Source organism: Olivibacter sp. 47 (genome assembly GCF_030372825.1).
GTDB lineage: Bacteria > Bacteroidota > Bacteroidia > Sphingobacteriales > Sphingobacteriaceae > Olivibacter > Olivibacter oleidegradans.
On record NZ_JAUCNR010000001.1, the window covers coordinates 3,016,995 to 3,036,194 of the forward strand.

Here is a 19,200-nt window from a genome sequence, read left to right on the forward strand (position 1 = left end):
CATTGTTAAATTGTGTTGTCTAAAAAGGCGTTAAAAGATGATTTTGTCGGTTTGGACGAGAAAATCTGACTCTCTATCGGTTAATCTTTACAGAGTTTGGGATATCCCTTAACATTGTAAGTCAAATGCGAAATAATGGAGAAAGCAAATAGAAGAACACTTGGTATTATTTTTACGCATATTTTGTTGTGGGTACTGTTAGGGTTTACCCTACTCGTTTATCCTCCACTTAGTTGGGGAATTAAGTTACCTGCTGCATTTTGGATAAAGCATGTCAGCATTATCTTTTTTTTCGTTGTTATTTTTTACAGTAATTACCTGCTCTTTACCCCTAGACTCCTTTTTAGGAACAAGCGATTGCTTTTTCTTATATGGTTATTGATTGCACTTTTCTTTGGGCAAGGGCTTGCCCTTTTACTTGAAAGATGGCTGGATTTTCAGGTAATGATGGCGAATGCAAGACAGCGGCCGCCAAAACATGAAGAACTTATCGATGGTTTCACTTTGATGTTCAGTTTACTGGTACTGGGAATAAGTACAACAGTGGCAGCCGTAAGACAATGGCAGCAAGAGGCACGTTTAAAAGACGAGTTGCAGAAACAGCAGATAGCATCCGAACTTTCTTTTCTTAAAGCACAGATCAACCCACATTTTTTCTTCAATACACTTAACAATATTTACGCTTTATCGTTTTCCGATGTGGAGCTCTCCCGAGAGGCCTTGCATAAATTATCGAGAATGATGCGTTATTTGCTATACGAAACAGCGCAAAACGAAACTAGCTTAGTAGAGGAGTTAAAGTTTTTGAAAGATCATATTGAGTTGATGCAATTACGGTTGCATGTCAATAATCAGGTAATCTATAAGGAGCCTGTTTTGTCCCATGATTACAAGATAGCACCGATGCTGTTATTACCCTTTGTTGAAAATGCGTTCAAGCATGGTATTAGTGCAACGAAAGCAAGCGAAATACGGATTGAAGTCTCGGTAAAGGACCAAACTTTACACTTAAAGGTAAGCAATACCTTACAAGAGAAAACAAGCAATCCTTTAGAAGAAAGCGGTATCGGTTTACAGAACACAAAAAGACGCCTTAATTTGTTGTATCCAGGCAGGCATCTTTTAACAATTAACAAAATTGCCAACGATACCATTTATCAAGTCGATTTAACACTTATATTATCATGAACTTGAATTGCATTGCAATCGATGATGAGCCGCTAGCATTGGGGCTAATTAGCAACTATATTGAGAAAACGCCTTTTTTAACGCTGGTAGGCTCTTATGGTAGTGCAATAGAGGCTTTGGATGTATTAGATAAACTTTCCGTCCAACTGATATTCTTAGATATTTATATGCCTGAACTAACAGGAATGGAATTCTCGAAGTTAATGGCACAATCAAATCAAAAAAATACCTGTCGAATTGTATTTACAACTGCTTTCAATCAATTCGCTATCGAAGGTTATCAAGTTGATGCGCTTTATTATCTATTAAAGCCGTTCAATTATAATGAATTTTTACAGGCGGCTAACAAGGCGAAAAGTTACTTTGAATCAATGGAAACGTTACCAGTCGACCAAGATAAAGGTAAAAAAGAGCGTTATCTATACATTAAGTCGGATTATAAACTGATTCGGATTGATTTGAATGATATCGCCTATATCGAATCTATCAAAGATTATGTAAAGATCCATCTGCTCAATAAAGAGCAAGCTATCAGTTCGTTAACAACTTTAAAGAGTATCGAAGAACGGCTTCCTGAAGCGGATTTTATCCGCATACATCGTTCCTTTATTATTGCCGTTAACAAAATAGATGCGTTGGGAAGAAATAGTGTATATGTTGGCTCAGCAGAAATACCCGTTGGCGATCTGTACAGAGAATCGTTTAAAAAATTATTGAACCAATGGGCTTAATTCTCCATTATACAATCATTTTATAACCTACTGCACGAACATTTACGATAGAAATACGATCATCCTTTTGTAAATAGGTCCGAATTCGACTAATAAATACGTCTAAGCTTCTGCCAGTGAAGAAACGATCATGAGGCCATACGGCATGGATAATATCTTGGCGGTGAATGACTTTATTTTTGTTTTCGTAGAGCATTTTGATCAGTTCACACTCCCTGAAAGACAAATTAATTTCCTTCCCTTCCCGATGCTTCAATGTTTGTCGCATACTATCCATGGCATAATCACCGATATGTAAAAAGCGTTTTTGATTTTGCCATTGATTACGTTGTACCAAGGCATTGATACGGACTTTCAGTTCTTCCAGACTAAAGGGCTTACGTAGGTAGTCGTTTGCCCCTAATTCAAAAGCGTTAACAACATCTGCTGTTTGCGTTCGGGCCGTTAGAAATAAAATAGGAGTTTCTGTATCCACTTCCCGTATTTTTTTTGCGATTGCAAAGCCATCCAAACCGGGGAGCATCACATCGAGAATGACGATCTCCGGCTTCATCTGATAAAATAATAAAAGACCTTGCTCCCCATCTGAACAATGGTTCACGTCAAATTCAGCAGATCGCAAATTATCAGCAATAATAAGTCCCAAATCGGTTTCGTCTTCGATTAATAAAAGTGGTATCATATGTTCAGGGGTAAATAAATAGTAAAGGTGGTGCCCTTGCCCGGCGTGCTAATAACCTCAATTTGTCCTTTGTGTTGGGTGATTACTTGTTTTACATAGTGTAATCCCAAGCCAAAACCCTTCACGCGGTGGATATTACCCGTTGGCACTCGATAAAATGGCTGAAAAATATGTTTAATATCGGCAGAAGCAATACCAATGCCGTTATCAGCAATACTCAATACCCATTGCCCATTCTCCATTTTGCTGATTACCCGAATATTGATCGGTTCGACGGTATACTTAATCGCATTATCTAATAAGTTGTTAACGGCATTAACAATATGCATCTTATCAACATTTATTAAGGGTACCTCTTCCTCTATCGATAAGGTGACTTGATGTTGATTGATGAGTTGATGTGTCTCCACCAATTGTAGTAGTAGTTTGTTGGTGTCCACCGGTTCGGGGTGTAAATGCATTCCCTTCTTCTCTCCTACCGCTAAATGCAAAATTTGATCGATAAGGTTCGTAAGGTGCGTCGCCGATCGATGCGTCATTTGCAAATATAGATCGGCTTTTTGCTGATTATCTTTTAACCTCAGCTGTTGCAATGTCTCAGTTGCCGCTAAGACAGTCGCTAGAGGCGTTTTCAGCTCATGCGTCATATTGTTTACAAAGTCGTTTTTTATATCCGCCAGTTTCTTTTGCTTAAAAATGGTGTAAAGCAAATACACAAGACACCCAATCGTAAGGCTTGTAAGTGCAAACGACGAAAGGAGTGCCCATGCCAGGTGCCTAAAAATCCACCAAGTAGGCGTTTTTAGGTATAAGGACAGAAAAAGGTCTTTGGAGGGATCAAGCATCATCGTTGTCGCCTGTATCGGAAAATCAACGATCACTTTTGGATTGGTTTTCCCAAAAGGTACGGAGAAGTGATGACCTCGCAGTGAGCCATTTCGATCTGATCCGGAACGCATAGCTATGCCAAAAACCGGTCTGGTGAGGGTGTGTAGCCTAATCGGTTCAGCAGGTCTCGCCGGTAGCGATCTCGTTACGCTTATGGTGGTCTTTGAGGAACCGCTCATTTTAAATAAGCGAGGCGTTGGCCCAACCATACCGGCTTCAATGCCTTTATCATCCACTCTCTTCGCTTTCAGCGTATCAAGAAAAAATACATTCTGTAAATCCGGACCTAATTTGTTGCGATACCTTTTTTGCAGTGCATGAAAATCCATATGCATGAGAGCAACAGGAAATACCCCTTGCATCGGTAGCGAATCATGTGCAAGCGTATCGTTTGCGGCTATCGCCGTTGCGGGCACACCGCTTATAGCCAGTGCAGCAACTCGATTCTTTTCGTCTGCCTGTTGATAAAACAGCTGCCTAGCCGCGGGAAAGCCGCCTTGTTTTAAAGAGGTATATGCCTCTGGATAAGCGGATCGAAACTGTAGCTCGCGTTCCTCCTGCATGCTTTCGAAGAGTAGGCGCTCGGCATAAGCAATGAAGTTCTCTTTCTCGTGTTGGTAATTACCAACAAGCCAAAAACACTGAAACACAATGGTTACTAAACTGGCCAAGGTAATTAATCCCAATAGATAACGGTGTTGTTTAGACATGCATTTTAAAATAAGAATGAGGCAAAATTAAGAGTAACTCAGTGTCAATGGGTTAAGCTTAACTATTTTTAACAATATGTAACAGTATTTAACACTATTCCTGCACACCTTTGCCTCAGTTGAGCAAGCGAGTTTATGTTTTAAGTTCATCTCGCCCTCTTAATTTGATAATCACTTGATTTATGACGATAATAAAACCCGGACTTTTAGGAACGAAGCTTTTTATTTATTCCTCTTTGATTTTTCTTCTGGTTTCCTGTACGAAAGATGGTACCATTAGCTTGAGCAATACCAATGATAATATCGGCGCAGAAATCGTGGATAGCATTACCGTTCGCACGGCTACCTATCAGCTAGATCCGCTACCCTCCAACGGGCAGGGAGTCCTATTGGTCGGTCATATGAATGATGAAGTAATGGGTAATCTAACGGTCTCCAGTTATTTCCGAATCGGCAATTCGGCCATTAGTAATGTAACTTTACCTGATGACGCGGCTTTCGATTCATTGTCACTTGCCTTGCCGTATCAAGGTTATTATTATGGCGACACTACTTTAACTCAATCTTTTAATCTTCATCGGGTCACGGAAGAGATCGAACTTATTGACGAATCCAATGCTTGGGAGGAAGATGAAAAACCCGTATTTGCCAGCGGTTCTACGCTATTTACGAACAGTGCATTTAGCTACGATGCTATCCCTTTGGGATCTGTCAGCTTTAAACATCGGCCTAAGACTAAAACTTATTCCAAGTCGGATACGGTGTTTGTCAAAGCGAATCAATCATTTGGGGAAGATTTATGGGCAAAAATAAAAAGTGGCAGTAGTCAGGTTAGCAATTCCGAAGAATTTTTGGAATATATAAAGGGCTTTGTATTAGTGCCCACTAGTAAGACTTCTATGTTAACGGCTTTCGCCACCGATTCAATTTTAATGAAAGTCTATTATTCCTATACGCGGAATACAGATGGTAAAAAAGTGCAAGATAGCTTAAATATGAAAGTGGATGATGGCAGCTATCAATTCAATAGCATTAAGGTTGATCGCAGTCAAAGTCTTATCAGCGCATTAAAAGCCGACACCGAAGCTGAGCTGCCCGGCACTGAAACAAAACAGCAGGTTATGTTGCAAGGACTGACCGGTTTGGTTACCAAAATTCAGTTTCCTTATCTCTATGAATTTGTTAACCGGAATGACGTCATTATCAATAAAGCCGAGCTCACCATTGAAACGCCGCCCAATTCACATATACCTTACACACCTCCTCCTAGCTTAAATATGATGCTGGCTGACGAGCATGGTGTGCCCAAATCCTTACTAACCTCCAGTTATGAAACCACTACACAAGTTGCCTATTTGGCAAACGACTTAAGTGGTGGTGTTGGTAATTCAAAATACACCTTCAACTTAACCGAATATGTAAGTAATTATCGAGGGGCAATGGAAGACAAGAAAAGCTCCTTGTATTTAACGATACCTGTAAGTGATCTGCTTACGAAAGTTGACCGGCTATTGATTGGCAAAGGCGATGGTAATTCGCCGATTAAGCTTCGCATATTATATACTAAATACTAATAAAAAATGAAGACTAGATTTATTAAATTGACCATGATGTTTCTCGTGCTGATTACCGCTGCTGCATGTAGCAAGGATCAGGAAGATGATGACGATGAAGAATGGGTACGGGGTGTTGATTTTGACGGACTCCCTAGAAGTGGTGCAGCCAGTTTTATCATTAACGACGATGTTTATATTACAACAGGCTACGGAACCAGCAGTACTCGTTTCAATGATACTTGGGTTTATGATGTGGGAACGGCTACCTGGACGGATCGGGCCAGTTTTCCGGGAGAGGCCCGTAATAACGCTGTTGCCTTTGCCATTAATGGAAAAGGTTATGTGGGATTGGGTACGAATGGAACAAAAATGTTCAATGACTTTTATGAGTATGACCCTCAGCAGGACACCTGGACCCCCATCGCACCTTTTCCCGGTACAGCTCGATATGGCGCGGTAAGCTTTGTAGTCAATAATATCCCCTATGTTGGTTGCGGACAGGATGTTGATGCACAGGATTATAACGATTTCTATACGTATTCGCCGAGTAGCAACAGTTGGACGAAAGTAAACAGTGCGCCGGAAAAAAGAAGTTTTGCCTTCAGCTTTGTGATCAATAATGTCGCCTACCTCGGAGGTGGGACCAATAATAAAGCGTATGTTTCCAGCTTTTATGCCTTTGATGGACAAAACTGGATTGCAAAAGAACCGCTCAGCGGCAGAACGGACGACTATACATATGATTTGCGGCGAAACTTTCCGGCGGTTTTTGTCATCGGTAGCTACGGATTTATAACGGGAGGAACTAATAGCTCTATACTAAGTTCAACCTGGCGATATGATCCGTCGGTTGATTACTGGATTGAACATGACGATTTCACCATAGATGGTGCGTCTTCCCGGCAGCAGGCGGTCGGATTTTCATCGGGTGGTGTGGGGTATGTTGTCGGTGGAAGAAGCGGAAGTACACCATTTGATGATATATGGAAATTCACTCCCGATTTGGTGAAGCATCCGAATTAGTTAGAGTTGAGTGGTTGAATGGTTGAGTAGTTGAATAGTTCGGTGGTTGACTACCAGTACTATTTACCGTTATGACTACTTAACCACTCAACCCATATCTTACTCCAATTCTGCTGATTTTGCCCAAATATTGATGTCGCCGTCTTGTGCATAGCGGTCGATGGCACTCAGCTCTTCTTCCGTAAACGCTAAATTGTCAATAGCGCCGGCGCAATCAATCACTTGTTCCGGTTTACTGGCGCCAATTAAAGCTGACGTCACTTCATTTTTTCTCAACACCCAGGCAATAGCCATTTGAGCCAATGTTTGTCCGCGGGCGGCAGCAATGTCATTCAATGAGCGTATGTTAGCCAGATTACGTTCACTTAGGAAATCGGGGTTTAAAGATTTATGTTGGTTGGCGCGACTATCCTTTGGAATATCCTTTAAATATTTTGTTGTCAGCATCCCTTGTGCCAAAGGCGAAAATACGATGGAGCCCATTCCGGTGTCTTCTAACGCTTCCAATAAACCATCCTTCTCAATCCAGCGATTTAGCAGCGAATAACTTGGTTGGTGGATTAGACAAGGCGTTCCCAATTCGCGCAATATAGCTGCAGCCTCTCGCGTCCTTTGGGCATTATAGGAAGAAATTCCAACGTACAGCGCCCTGCCGGAACGTACAATGTGATCAAGAGCCATCATTGTTTCCTCCAACGGCGTATTTGGATCGAAGCGGTGCGAATAAAAAATATCGACGTAGTCCAAACCCATACGTTTTAAACTCTGATCACAGCTTGCAATGAGGTACTTCCGACTACCCCATTCGCCGTAAGGACCTGGCCACATATCATAACCCGCCTTAGAAGATATGATCAGCTCGTCACGAAGACCGGCAAAATCTTCTTTCAGAATCCGTCCGAAAGCAAGTTCTGCACTTCCGGGAGGCGGTCCATAATTATTCGCCAGATCAAAATGCGTAATACCCAGATCAAAGGCGGTTTGGCAAATGGTTCTTTTTATGTTATGTGGCGTGTCATCGCCGAAGTTATGCCAAAGACCTAGCGAGATGGCGGGAAGCTTTAAGCCGCTGCGTCCACAGGTGTTGTACACCATCTGTTTGTATCGATCGGGATTTGGAGTCCAATTCATTTTCGTATATTTTATGCTTGTTATGGAAGGCTAATATATCATTTGTTTTATAGAAATGATGTCGTGAAATTGCTCATAATAAAATTAGCATAAAAATTACACGGCACGAGGCTTGTTTAGATCGAGTCGCGTCGCGAAGCCATCACTTGTTTCCTTTTTTCCTGCTCTTGCAGTATTCGTTCCAGATGCGGTTTAAATTCCTTGACCAGTTGCTCCTCTGTGATGTTAGTGGCTTTCGGATCTTGCAATAACTTAAACCAAGGTTTATCTCCCTCATAGTCGTACGACCCAAAAACAATAACAGGCGTTCCTTCTGCCAATACATGCTGGTCTTTCTCTACGACCCACTGTTCGGCCCAATCATAGAGCCACTTGGCATCATTTTCCAATAAACGTAAACAAGAATGCGAAGCAGGATAACCCGGCATGGTGTACTGATGCCAGCCAATTCCTTCCTTATTCCGGATATTGAAGTTCCATCGAAGGAGCCATTCGTCGTCCGCCGTACTTACATGCTCCTCCGCCTTCCAGTTGGTAAAAGAAAGTCCTGTTTTAGTAGGGTATTTCTTACTGCCCATGCTACTAGGGCCCCAACGGATAAGCTGTCCGTTTTCATAAGCGGCAAAAGCCTGAATCGGATAAGAAAAAAACACCATTTTATCAACAGGCTTCAGCTCTTTTACCGTTAAGGGAAAAGGCGTATAGCTATTGATATCGGTTTGTACAGAATCAGGAATAAGCAAGGAATCGACATTATTAAAATTATTGAAATCAATACGGTTCAGTGCTAAAATAACGTGCTGTTGCTGCGCAGTGTACCGTTTTTTAAAACTTTTGAATGCGGTGTCATTATCCTTGATAACGAAAGTTTTATACCCTCCTGAATAAAGGTTAATTTTAGGTGTTTTACGTTCAGGTTTACCTACATCAGTTTGATCGTTTGTTTGTCTATTTTCGCTGCAGGCTATTAGTAGTCCCATAGAAAGGGTTACAACTATCCAATGAACGTGTTTTGTCATACTCATTTTAATTTGTTTAATTAAGTAACAGCCATTTTGTGAAATTGTGTGAAGGTGTTGTTTATTTGAATAAAGGGTAAGGGAATGATGGGATCATATATATTTGGTTTGACGATTTAAAAAGAACCTTTTTTATTAACTTAAGTAACAAGCTACTATTCGATACTCAGTAAAAATTAGCTAAGTTTGAACTATGATTTCTGAAACTACCTATCTCGCTGCAAAAATGATTTCCGCGACATTGGAAAAGTATTTTGCTGAACAGGCTGAATATCAAATGGGAGCGTCGGAAAAGCGCTACCTTCCGAAGGCTAATATCATTGAAGCCGTCATTGATGCAGCGTTTTGGGCCAGCCTACGACGAGAAGAGGGGTATTCACCAAAAATTTCGATTGCGCTAATGGCTTCGGATAATGTCGTGCAGCCATTACGTTTTGCTAATCCGGTACGATTTACCCCCCATAATTTGGTGAAGCTCTCCCCTGCAGTTATTCAACCAAGCATTCATTTGGGCGTTTGGCATGAAGAAGACAATCTGTTTATTTGGGGAACCACTCATGATATTTCCGAATGGTGTTTGGTTTTGGAGGTCATAGAACCGGGACTTTTAGTGGTGAAACATAAAAGGCACGAAGGGTATGGAAAGTTTGTCAATATTGCCGTGCTAAAAGGTGATCAAATTAAAATGGTAGATGAGCGTAATTTAACCTTAAACGGTTATCCCGATTTGCTAGCCTCGCTATTAGGTATGCCGTTACCCGATGCTATTGACGATTCCGTCAATATTTTGGTGGAGTTGGCTGTTGCGATGCGCAGACATAATCGAGGTGGACTATTACTGGTGGTACCCACTCATCAAGATGAATGGAAAGAATCCATTGTACATCCCATCGGTTACTCCATTGATCCGGTGTATTGTGCCCTCGGTGAATTAATCTCAAAACAAGCGGAGGACGAATCGGGAGGTGTTTGGCGAGAGGATATTCTAAGAACGATTGATGTGATCGGTGGATTTACCGCAATAGACGGTGCTACCATTATTACTAAAAATTATGAATTATTGGCCTTCGGAGCGAAAGTAGCCCGAGCAGCGAGAAACGCGCCGGTTCCCAAAGTACTGATCACCGAGCCGGTGGCGGGGCAGGAAGCTGAGATTGTCGATCCGGTAAAGATCGGCGGTACGCGCCATTTGGCAGCTGCGCAATTTGTGCACGATCAAAAAGAGGCTATGGCCTTAGTAGCTTCGCAGGATGGACTTTTTACGGTTTTTGTTTGGTCCGAAACGCTGCAAATGGTTCACGCGCATCGTATTGATACGTTGTTGCTGTAGTTAAGGAGATCAGGTGTGAGGTTTTAGGTGTAAGGTGTAAGGTGTAAGGTGTAAGGTTTTAAGTTTTAAGTAGGTATCAAGACTTTTTTAGTTGTGAGTTGCGAGTTGTGGGTTGCTGGTTTTTTTCCTGTCTTATGTCCTATATCAATATTAAGCTATAGGCGATAGGCTTTAAGCAACACTATGCAAAAAATTCATCGTTCATCATTCCTGCCTACCGGCAGACACTCATCACCCATTCATATACTCAACCTACCCCAAACTTGCTTTCAATTGTTCCAATAAATCGTTGGTACGCGTGGCCTTCACTTTCATCTTACGTACTTTTGGTCGTTTACCTTTTGCTCTTTCCTTGATAATCTTAAGCAGTTCGTCTGTGTATTCGTCTTTGTAAGCAGAAACATCGAAAGAGGTGCTATGCCTATTCACGAGCTCGAGAGCCATATCGATTTCCGCTTTCGTCAATTTTACATTTTGAGGGATGTTTAGTTCCTCGGGTGAGCGTATTTCCTGTTCAAAGCGAAGCTTATTAAGGATCAAAATATTTTCTTTTGCCCGAATCATACAGAGATTTTCGCCTGCACGCATAACAAAGGTCGCAAGCCCTACCATGCCTGCCTTCTCGAGTGCTTTTACCAATAGATGGTACGCCTTTTGTCCACCCTTTTGCGGCTCAATGTAATAGGGAGTTTCAAAATACATGCTATCCACCTCTTTTTCCTTTACGAAGGATTGGATATTGATCATTTTATTTTTTTCAGGACTTGCCTCCTCGAAATCCGTATCTTCCAGTATGATATAATTGTCATTCAACATATAGCCTTTGACGATATTTTCCCAAGCTACTTCCTTTCCGGTGTTTTCATTTACCCGTTGATAGCGGACTCTGGAATGATCCTTTCTGTCCAACATGTCGAAGTCCAGTCGACTTTGTTCTGTAGCACTAAATAATTTAACCGGTATATTTACTAAACCAAAGCCGATAGCGCCTGTCCAAATTGCTCTCATATGCTAATTTATTACAATCTTATTACAGGAAAATAACAGTCGAGATTGTGTTAAGTTTGTTATTAATAATGCTTTTAAAATTGTTTGCAAAATCTTATATTCGGGCCAATATTTTTGGAGTATATCAAAAAAACGCAATTATATTTCCATTTGGTTCAGTTTTTGTTTAATGCGTTTTGATTTTATGACAAAAATTTTTGTATAAAAGTATTAAGGAAGAATTATGTATTGGACATTAGAATTGGCTTCGCATCTAGAAGATGCACCATGGCCGGCAACAAAGGATGAATTAATTGATTATGCTATTCGTTCCGGTGCACCAGAAGGCGTATTGGAGAATCTGAATGAAATGGAAGATGATGGTGAGGCATACGAGAGTATCGAAGAAGTATGGCCTGATTATCCTACTAAAGACGATTTCCTTTTCAATGAAGATGAATACTAAGGTTTTATAGGGCGCCGAGATTTGTAATTTTGGATCGGCGCCTCTTATTTCAGGTCATTTTGTCAGTATCCATCAAACTAACCCCTGGGCTAACATCGCATCTGCAATTTTTACAAAACCACCAATATTCGCTCCCTTTTCATAATTGACATAACCATCCTTTTCTTTACCGTATTTGACGCATATACTGTGTATATCATGCATAATTTGCTTTAGACGTTGATCTACTTCTTTACGAGTCCAGGCATAACGTAAGGAATTCTGAGACATTTCCAGTCCCGATACGGCCACACCTCCGGCGTTAGCCGCCTTGCCAGGGGCAAAATAAATATGTTCTTTATTAAAAACGGCGATGGCAGCTGGCGTACAAGGCATATTCGCCCCCTCGGCTACGCAAATACAGCCATTTTTTGCCAATTGTTTTGCATCCTGCTCATCCAATTCATTTTGCGTTGCATTAGGTAAAGCGATGTCACACTTTATACGCCAGGGCTTCTCATTCGGATAGTATTCGCACCCGAATTTTTCAGCGTATTCACTAATTCTTCCCCGCTCCTTGTTCTTTAGGTCCTTAATATAGGCTAAACCTTCCAAGTCAATACCTTTTTTATTGTAAATGAAACCATCCGAGTCCGATAAGGTTAGTACCTTTGCCCCTTCCTCAATACACTTTTCAGCGGCGAATTGCGCCACATTGCCCGAGCCGGAAATGACGACGGTTTTGCCCTTGATCTCCTGTTTCTGTTGTTTCAGAATCTCCTCTACAAAGTAAACCAAGCCATAACCGGTAGCTTCCGGTCGAATTTGACTTCCGCCCCATTCAAAGCCTTTACCCGTAAGTACACCGGTAAACTCACCCTTAATGCGTTTATATTGACCAAAAAGATAACCGATCTCTCTTGAACCGACACCGATGTCGCCCGCAGGAATGTCAATATCGGCTCCGACATGCCGATAAAGTTCTGTCATGAAACTCTGACAAAATTTCATTACTTCATTATCTGATTTTCCTTTTGGATCGAAATCCGATCCCCCTTTTCCGCCTCCCATTGGCAAACCCGTGAGACTATTTTTAAAGACCTGTTCAAAAGCAAGAAATTTCAAAACACTTAAGTTAACTGAACCATGAAAGCGCAAACCACCCTTATAGGGGCCGATGGCACTATTCATTTGTACACGAAAACCACGATTTATTTCCACCTCGCCCCGATCGTTTAACCAAGGAACCCGAAAGATAATGACGCGTTCCGGTTCGGCTATGCGCTCCAATATCTTAGCGTTTCGATATTCTGGATGTTTTGCAAAAAGGGAATAATGGTTTCAGCAACTTCCTCAACTGCCTGTAAAAATTCAGCTTCCCCTGCATTTCGCTTTTTGATATCTTCAATAAACTGCTCTTTTGATAGATCCATATAAAAAATTGCGTTAATATAGTTTTAAATGATTGCAGCTGAAATGTAAGGAAATTTTGTCAAAAGCAAAGCAATCATTGAAATTATCGTCGTTTTTTCATCAAAAAGATGATTTTATAGTGAATATGTTAGTTTTTTGATTCCGGTCGAATTTAAAATACTAAAAATATTAGTATATATTTGTGATGTAAAATGAACGAGATGGAGCAAAATAAGCATATCATCCACATGGATCAGGACGCCTTTTTTGTATCTGTTGAGATGCGTAAAAACAGCAGCTTGACGGGAAAGCCTGTTATTATTGGTGGTACCTCTGATAGAGGAGTGGTTACTTCTTGCAGCTATGAAGCCCGTAAATTTGGGGTACACGCAGCCATGCCCTCCCGTATGGCAAAACAGCTTTGTCCACATGCTATCTTCATAAAGGGTAATATGGACGATTACACCAAAGCATCACAGGAGATTACGGCAATTTTGGCGGAGAAAGTCCCCTTGTTCGAAAAGGCGAGCATTGATGAACATTACATTGATTTAACGGGCATGGATCGCTTCTTTGGTTGCATGAAATACGCGCACGAATTGCGACAGTTGATTATAAAAGAAACGGGTTTACCGATATCTTTCGGCTTATCCATTAACAAAACGGTATCGAAGATGGCGACGAATGAATGCAAACCGAATGGAGAACAAGAAGTGCAATCTCGGGATATACGCTCTTTTATGGATCCCCTATCTATAAAAAAAATCCCGGGATTAGGATCCGCTACCTACATCAAGTTGAGTGAAATGGGAGTTCGTTATATTCGCAAGCTTATTGAGATTCCACCCGAGATGATGTTTAAAGCGATGGGACAAGCTGGCCTGACCCTTTGGCACCGGGCAAATGGCGTCGACCCCACACCGGTAGTACCTTATCGAGAGCAACAGTCAATCGGAACACAGCGTACTTTTGCAGCCGATAGTATGAACATCGAAGTGATTAAGGAACTTTTAGTAGCGATGGTGACCAGCATTGCCTACGAGCTTCGACAAAAACATAAGTTAACTGCTTGTATTACCGTTACCATCCGTTATGCCAATTTCGAAACGGTTACAAAGCAGGCAAAAATTGCGTATACCTCGTTGGATCATATATTGATATCGAAAGCCAAAGAACTTTTTGAAGCCGTATACAATCGCCGTATGTTACTTCGATTGATCGGCGTCAAATTATCCCATTTGGTAGGTGGGCACGAGCAGATTCAGCTTTATTCAGCCTCCGAAAAGCATTATAGTTTGTATCAGGTGATGGACAAGGTACGCAATCGGTACGGTGAAGAGGCTATCGGCTTAGCTTCTTCTTTACAGTTGGATTGGTAGTATGTATTTGAATGTTCATAGCTCTTACAGTTTGCGTTACGGTACAATTGATTTAGATGTACTTATTGAAGAGGCGCGTAAGCTCGGCATTTCTGAGATAGTCTTAACCGATATCAATAACTCTTCAGCGAGTATGGACTTTATCCTGAAGGCACGAGTTGCAGGAATACGTGCCTTGGTGGGAATAGAATTCAGAAAGGAGGATCGGTTACTGTACATAGGCATCGCCCGGAACAGGAAGGGTATGAAAGAGCTGAACGATTTTTTAACCTATCACCAGCTCTGCGATTTGGTATTGCCGGAGCGAGCGCCTGTATTCGAACAGGCCTATGTGATTTATCCCTTCAAGGCAGTGTCCTTTATGCTGGCGGAACACGAATATGTGGGTGTACGACCGCAAGATATTAACCAGCTTTTCCGATTGGATATGGCCCTTATTCAACGGAAACTAGTGGCGCTTTATTCGGTTACATTTCAGGATAAAAAACATTACCGGCTCCATCAGTATTTAAGAGCGATTGATCAGAATACATTATTGACTAAGGTGAACGAAATCGCCATTTGTCAAGAGACGGAGTCTTTACGCCCCTTAGAAGAGTTACAGCGATTATACAGCGGTTATGAATATCTTTTGGACAATGCCCATCAACTTTTAGCAAACTGCTCTACCGATGACTACCACTTTGGTCGATTAAACAAACAAACATTTACCGATAGCAAAGCCAATGATGCTATTTTGCTGGAGAAACTGACCTTAGCAGGTATGCATGATCGTTATGGCTCCGGAAATATGCAGGCAAAGCAAAAAATTGAAGCCGAGCTTGCAGTGGTTAAACAGATGGATTTCTGTGCCTACTTTCTCATCACCTGGGACGTTATCAATTATTCCAGAAGTCGTGGTTTTTATCACGTAGGACGCGGATCCGGGGCAAATAGCACGGTGGCTTATTGTTTAGGTATCACCGATGTTGATCCCATTGCCCTGGATCTATATTTTGAGCGCTTCTTAAATTCAAAACGAAGCAGTCCGCCCGATTTCGATATCGATTATAGCTGGCATCAACGGGAAGAAATACAAGCATATCTGTTAAAGCGTTACGGTATTGCTTATACCGGGCTGCTGGGCACCATCAGCACCTTCAAAGGACGCTCCGTCATACGGGAAATTGGTAAAGTACTTGGGTTGCCAAAGAGCGAAATCGATAGCTTTACCGATCCTACACAAGATGCAGTCAATCAAGACAACCCGACCTTCCGGAAAATCATGGCGGTTTACGAGCTAATGGATGGGATGCCAAATCAACGATCCATCCATGCCGGAGGGGTATTGGTAAGTGAAGAGCCGATCACCTTTTATACGGCTTTGGACTTGCCGCCTAAGGCCATGCCGACAGTACAATGGGACATGTATGCAGCCGAAGCCATCGGTTTAGATAAATTCGATATCTTGAGTCAACGCGGCATTGGCCATATCAAGGAAGCTGTTGAACTGATCCGACAAAACAAGGGGAAATCCGTTGATATTCACGCTGTCAAGTCTTTTCTGATCGATGAGCAGATCAATCGGCGTTTAGGCGCGAGCGATAGTATTGGCTGTTTTTATATTGAATCACCAGCGATGCGCCAGCTTTTACAAAAGCTCCAATGTCGGGATTACCTGACTTTAGTCGCTGCCAGCTCGATCATCAGGCCCGGCGTGGCCTCGTCCGGTATGATGCGAAACTATATTTATTATTTTCATCATCCGGATGAAGTAATCTATTTACACCCTGTTATGAAAGAACAGCTAAAAGAAACCTATGGCGTGATGGTGTACCAGGAAGACGTTATTAAGGTATGCTATCATTACGCCGGATTGGATTTAGCCGACGCCGATGTGCTCAGACGGGCGATGAGTGGTAAATATAGGAGTCGAGATGCCTTTCAAAAATTAATAGATAAATTTTTTCTCAGTGCCAAGACTATCGGTCGAGACGAAGCAACCACTGAAGAAGTGTGGCGCCAAATTTCCAGCTTTGCCGGCTACAGTTTTTCCAAGGCCCATTCCGCTAGCTTCGCCATAGAGAGCTATCAAAGTTTATACCTTAAGACCTACTTTCCTCAGGAGTTCATGGTTGCGGTATTGAATAATTATGGGGGGTTCTATGCGCGCTGGTTATATGTGCACGAGCTAAAAAAAACCGGTGCAACCGTTCATTTGCCCTGTGTTAATAACAGCGAAGAAAAAGTGACCATTAACGGACGCGACGTTTATTTGGGTTTAATAGGTATACAGGGACTTAATGAAGATTTCATAAAATTGATTCCCTGCGAACGGGTAACAAACGGGCCTTTTCAAGATTTAACCGACTTTATTAGGCGAACCGATATTGGTTTAGAGCAACTTGCTATACTGATTAAAGTTGGCGCGTTACGTTTTACCGGGCGCACGAAAAAAGAGTTGCTATGGGATAGTCATTTATACATGGGCGGATCAGTCAAACCAAAAAGGGATAAGGAGTTGTTTGCCATCGTTAATAAGCAATACACAATGCCGGTACTTCCGGATGAACGTTTGGAAGATGCCTACCAAGAGCTTGATTTACTAGGCTATCCCTTGACGCTTACGATGTTTGATATGCTTAAAACCAGCTATCGAGGCGACGTAATGGCAAAGGATTTGCTGACACATGTCGGCCAAACGGTCAAAATGGTCGGTTTATATGTGTGTGAAAAAACGGTACGCATGAAGAACCAAAAGAAAATGTGGTTTGGTACATTTTTAGATGTCCATGGAAACTTTTTCGATACCACCCATTTTCCAGGTCGTACGCCCATTTATCCTTTTAGAGGGCATGGTTGTTATCTCCTATTAGGTAAAGTGGTGGAAGACTTTGGCGTGCCAAGCATTGAGGTGGAGAAATTTGCCAAACTGCCCATTCAGGATAATCCTATTTTGGGGTGAAGTTGAGGGGGTAGTTAAGTTGTTGAGTAGTTAAGTTGTTGAGTGGTTAAGTTGTTGAGTAGTTGATTTGTTGAGTGGTTAAGCCGTTAAGTTGTTGAGTAGTTAAGTCGTCGAGTAGTTGATTTGTTGAGTGGTTAAGTTGTTGAGTGGTTAAGCCGTTGAATTTCTACCGACTATTTCAACTATTTCCCTACTCAACTATTTCCCTACCCGACTACTCAACTAATTCTCTACTCAACTACTTCCCCTTCCATTAATCGATGGATTAGCTTGGGATGTTGATTGGCATAGCTCATGATGAGGTGCATCATATAATCGTTGGATGGATAGCGGGTTAAGGTGTCTTTTATCTCTTCAGGATGGTTGATATCACTTTCATAAGCAATGTATCCGATGCCAAAGAGCTTGCCTTTTTCTACCCAAATACAACTTTGTTCGTCTTCTGTGCGACCTTTATCAAGAATTATGAAGGAGGGTAGCATTTTCGCTAAATTATCTAAAGCGGTATACATGCGCTCGTTATAATTATCCTTATTCTCCTCTCCTATGCAGGCTCCCAAACAGCCACCATTTCTGTGGTTCAAACAAGCACCTTGCACCTTTTGTATTCCATTCAATTTGGGGCAGAGCCGATGCTCCTGGATCAGTCTGTTAACGAGGTTGTAAGCTTCAATCACATTTCCAAAACTGCAAATAGCCTGTTGAAAGCGTTGATGCTTATCAATAGCCACACGTATGTAGCCTTTTTGATCCTCATAGCTATATAGCCCATACTTGGGTTCAAAGCGTTTAAGGGCCCGGTTGTTTTCAGGCCATAATCTTTTGATTTCGACTGCCTCGAGCAAAAAAGCTATCAATTCTGTTCCGCAGCTAACAAAGTCAATATCATAAATGCTTCGCATGAAATTCTGACGCTGCGGGTTAGGATTTTGGCCTGAAAAATGAGCAGATACTCGTTTTTTGATGTTTTTTGCTTTTCCAACATATACCACTTTTCCCTTTTGGTTTTTAAAGTAATAGACGCCGGGTGTTTGAGGTAAGCGTTCAAAATTTTCCTTGGGTAAGTTAGGTGGCAAGGCCTGTTCCTTCGACGCTTTTTTAAGCATAGCCTGTATAGCGTCCGGGCCTTTCTCGAGCAATAGGGAGAACAAAATCCCGGTGGCAGTAGCGTCTCCACCTGCGCGGTGACGATTGGTTATGGAGATATTCAATTGCTGACAAAGTTTGCCAAGACTATAAGACGCGAATCCCGGTAATACTTTGCGACTTAACCGGACCGTGCACAATTTTGGGGCATTCCAACTATAGCCACAAAAGGCCAGGTGATGCTTTATAAAGGAGTAATCAAAGTTTACATTGTGTGCAACAAATATCCGGCCTTCCAGTAGTTGGTAGACAGTGGCGGCTATTTCTGCGAAGGTGGGTGCATCTGCAACCATTTCATTACTGATGCCTGTTAATGCCGTAATATGAAGTGGAATATGCGCTTGCGGATTGACCAGTGTTTCATATCTATGGCATATACCGGCACCATCATGGATGCAAATGGCGATTTCGGTAATCCCATGACCGGCCGCATGTCCCCCGGTAGTTTCAATGTCAACAATAGCATATTCCATGAAAAGCAAATATACTAAAAAAATTAGTACACAAAAAAAGAAAAAATTTGTGTATCAAAACATTTTTGTCTAGGTTTGTCTATTAGATTACTATACTTTATTATTTTGAATAATATGGATCAACACTTACAAAAATCGAAATTAATTGCATCGTT

The 19,200-nt window shown here is 41.7% G+C and carries 16 protein-coding genes; 8 read left to right on the forward strand and 8 right to left on the reverse strand.

Going from position 1 to position 19,200, the window contains the following annotated elements; translation table 11 throughout:
* The first annotated feature begins 135 nt into the window (after positions 1-135).
* Together QT327_RS13080 and QT327_RS13085 are read left to right on the forward strand one after the other, a co-directional pair.
* Positions 136-1,188 (forward strand): sensor histidine kinase, encoded by a 1,053-nt coding sequence (locus QT327_RS13080; protein ID WP_130857748.1) that lies wholly within the window; start codon positions 136-138, stop codon positions 1,186-1,188.
* Positions 1,185-1,919, forward strand: coding sequence for a LytR/AlgR family response regulator transcription factor (locus QT327_RS13085; protein WP_130857747.1), 735 nt, complete (start codon positions 1,185-1,187; stop codon positions 1,917-1,919). The genes QT327_RS13080 and QT327_RS13085 overlap by 4 nt, the downstream gene beginning before the upstream one ends.
* A gap of 7 nt (positions 1,920-1,926) precedes the next feature.
* Here the strand turns inward: QT327_RS13085 and QT327_RS13090 are convergent, their stop codons facing one another.
* A complete protein-coding gene (locus QT327_RS13090; RefSeq protein WP_013666676.1) occupies positions 1,927-2,601 on the reverse strand; it encodes a response regulator transcription factor in 675 nt (224 codons plus the stop codon).
* Entirely contained in the window at positions 2,598-4,199 is a 1,602-nt protein-coding gene (locus tag QT327_RS13095) for a sensor histidine kinase (protein WP_130857746.1), read from the reverse strand. Before QT327_RS13095 ends, QT327_RS13090 begins: the two co-directional genes overlap by 4 nt.
* Before the next feature lie 182 nt (positions 4,200-4,381).
* Here QT327_RS13095 and QT327_RS13100 point away from each other — a divergent pair, with 182 nt between their 5' ends.
* Positions 4,382-5,773 (forward strand): DUF4270 domain-containing protein, encoded by a 1,392-nt coding sequence (locus QT327_RS13100; protein WP_130857745.1) that lies wholly within the window; start codon positions 4,382-4,384, stop codon positions 5,771-5,773.
* A 6-nt stretch (positions 5,774-5,779) separates the two neighbouring features.
* Positions 5,780-6,778, forward strand: coding sequence for a Kelch repeat-containing protein (locus QT327_RS13105; RefSeq protein WP_013666679.1), 999 nt, complete (start codon positions 5,780-5,782; stop codon positions 6,776-6,778).
* 99 nt (positions 6,779-6,877) lie between these two features.
* Here the strand turns inward: QT327_RS13105 and mgrA are convergent, their stop codons facing one another.
* The gene (gene mgrA, locus QT327_RS13110) at positions 6,878-7,909 is read right to left on the reverse strand and encodes an L-glyceraldehyde 3-phosphate reductase (protein WP_130857744.1); all 1,032 of its coding nucleotides are present in this window, start codon (positions 7,907-7,909) and stop codon (positions 6,878-6,880) included.
* A 116-nt stretch (positions 7,910-8,025) separates the two neighbouring features.
* Complete coding sequence (locus QT327_RS13115; RefSeq protein ID WP_242627363.1) at positions 8,026-8,934, reverse strand: L,D-transpeptidase; 909 nt, start codon at positions 8,932-8,934, stop codon at positions 8,026-8,028.
* Between the two features lie 187 nt (positions 8,935-9,121).
* On the opposite strand from QT327_RS13115, the gene QT327_RS13120 reads away from it, so the two are divergent.
* The gene (locus QT327_RS13120) at positions 9,122-10,258 is read left to right on the forward strand and encodes a putative sensor domain DACNV-containing protein (protein ID WP_013666682.1); all 1,137 of its coding nucleotides are present in this window, start codon (positions 9,122-9,124) and stop codon (positions 10,256-10,258) included.
* A 252-nt stretch (positions 10,259-10,510) separates the two neighbouring features.
* Here QT327_RS13120 and ku read toward each other — a convergent pair whose 3' ends face one another.
* Complete coding sequence (gene ku, locus QT327_RS13125; RefSeq protein WP_130857743.1) at positions 10,511-11,266, reverse strand: non-homologous end joining protein Ku; 756 nt, start codon at positions 11,264-11,266, stop codon at positions 10,511-10,513.
* 223 nt (positions 11,267-11,489) lie between these two features.
* Here ku and QT327_RS13130 point away from each other — a divergent pair, with 223 nt between their 5' ends.
* On the forward strand, positions 11,490-11,711 hold the full coding sequence (locus tag QT327_RS13130; RefSeq protein WP_013666684.1) for a DUF2795 domain-containing protein: 222 nt from the start codon (positions 11,490-11,492) through the stop codon (positions 11,709-11,711).
* Positions 11,712-11,783: 72 nt separating this feature from the next.
* Here QT327_RS13130 and gdhA read toward each other — a convergent pair whose 3' ends face one another.
* Both gdhA and QT327_RS28520 read right to left on the reverse strand, forming a co-directional pair.
* A complete protein-coding gene (gene gdhA, locus QT327_RS13135) occupies positions 11,784-12,980 on the reverse strand; it encodes an NADP-specific glutamate dehydrogenase (RefSeq protein WP_502910532.1) in 1,197 nt (398 codons plus the stop codon).
* Positions 12,968-13,123 carry a hypothetical protein gene (locus QT327_RS28520; protein ID WP_502910533.1) on the reverse strand — a complete coding sequence of 52 codons (156 nt, stop codon included), beginning with the start codon at positions 13,121-13,123 and terminating at the stop codon, positions 12,968-12,970. The genes gdhA and QT327_RS28520 overlap by 13 nt, the downstream gene beginning before the upstream one ends.
* A 201-nt stretch (positions 13,124-13,324) precedes the next feature.
* Between QT327_RS28520 and dinB the strand changes: the two genes are divergently transcribed.
* Both dinB and dnaE read left to right on the forward strand, forming a co-directional pair.
* Entirely contained in the window at positions 13,325-14,482 is a 1,158-nt protein-coding gene (dinB, locus tag QT327_RS13140) for a DNA polymerase IV (RefSeq protein ID WP_130857741.1), read from the forward strand.
* A gap of 1 nt (position 14,483) precedes the next feature.
* On the forward strand, positions 14,484-17,426 hold the full coding sequence (gene dnaE / locus QT327_RS13145; RefSeq protein ID WP_289553051.1) for a DNA polymerase III subunit alpha: 2,943 nt from the start codon (positions 14,484-14,486) through the stop codon (positions 17,424-17,426).
* Between the two features lie 230 nt (positions 17,427-17,656).
* Here the strand turns inward: dnaE and QT327_RS13150 are convergent, their stop codons facing one another.
* On the reverse strand, positions 17,657-19,045 hold the full coding sequence (locus QT327_RS13150; RefSeq protein ID WP_130857739.1) for an exonuclease domain-containing protein: 1,389 nt from the start codon (positions 19,043-19,045) through the stop codon (positions 17,657-17,659).
* Positions 19,046-19,200: the final 155 nt, after the last annotated feature.